Here is a 1,102-nt window from a genome sequence, read left to right as displayed (position 1 = left end):
CGAAGTCGAGCTGGGCGCTGGCGCGCTTGTGTTCGCGATAGCGCTCGAGGATCGGACGCGCTTCATCAATCAGCGCTGCCAGAACCTGGCTGGCCGCCGCCTGAAGAAGCGAGATCCACGCAGCGCAGCAGCCATCGTAGTGACCTTGGGCGGCATCGTTCAGCCGATCACCATCGGTCTTGGAAAGGCCTGCCTGCTTTGCCGCCGCCGTCCACTTGCCCTTCTTGCGATAGGAGGCGAAAGCGCCGGCCTTGGTGCAAAGGTCAGGGTGCGGACGCGAGACCAGAAGCCGAACCAGGCCCGAGGGCGTAGCGGGATCAGGGCCGACTGCCAGCGCGGCTGCCATTTCGACCAGCCGCGCGACGATTGCTTCCGTTTCCGGCTCGCTGGCCCCGGCGCTGCGCATGAAGGTTGCAAAATCGGCGACTGCCTGCCGGAAGGCCGTCATGTGACCATCGAGAGGCGGCGTCGGTGGAGCCGCAAGGGTGCGGCGGCGACGCAGATTCTCGGCGATTTTGTGCATGAGACCCACGGTTTCACCAGGGCTGTGCAGCACCATTTCAGCGAGGATGCCGCCCTGGTGGCCGGACAGACGCTCGCGCAACCAGCCGTCGACGATTTCGAGGAAGGTGAGATCGGCCTGATTCCGATCCATGACCCCTGCGCCGGGATCGATGTCCGCCTCGGCGGGATACGGCTTGATCAGCCGCTGGCAGAAGCCGTGGATCGTAGAACAGGTGATTTCGTCGATCGCAGCGCTTGCGGTGGCGAGATTGCCGCGCTGCGCTTGCGACAAGCCATTGGGCAGCGCCACGCGCAGCTCGGCCGCGAGATGGCCAGCCGAGAGGTCGGCGACGAATTCGCGGACACGCGAGAGAAGCTCGCTCGCCGCCAGTTCGGTGAAGGTGACGGCGGCGATAGCGCGTGGCGAGACGCCTTCGGCCAACATGATGGCGATACGCCCGGCCAAGACGGCGGTCTTCCCCGAACCTGCGCCGGCTTCGACCAGGATCGAGCGATCATGGCGGCTGATCGCGTCGCGGCGAGCCCCGTCATCCTTGAGAACTTTGGACACGCTGCTCATCATTCCGCCTCCCAGACC

1 protein-coding gene is annotated in these 1,102 nt (G+C 65.5%); it reads right to left on the bottom strand.

All coding sequences use genetic code 11. The features are described 5' to 3' along the window. Nucleotides 1-1,084, bottom strand: a 1,084-nt coding sequence (locus tag JHD07_RS09755; protein ID WP_291621451.1) for a UvrD-helicase domain-containing protein, incomplete at its 3' end; no start/stop codon positions are given. Between the last annotated feature and the right edge of the window lie 18 nt (nt 1,085-1,102).

Origin of the sequence: Bradyrhizobium sp. (assembly GCF_016462955.1) — a bacterium.
Lineage (GTDB): Bacteria > Pseudomonadota > Alphaproteobacteria > Rhizobiales > Xanthobacteraceae > Bradyrhizobium.
The sequence above is the reverse complement of the archived record's forward strand: the minus strand, read 5'-3'. Positions and strand labels throughout refer to the sequence as shown.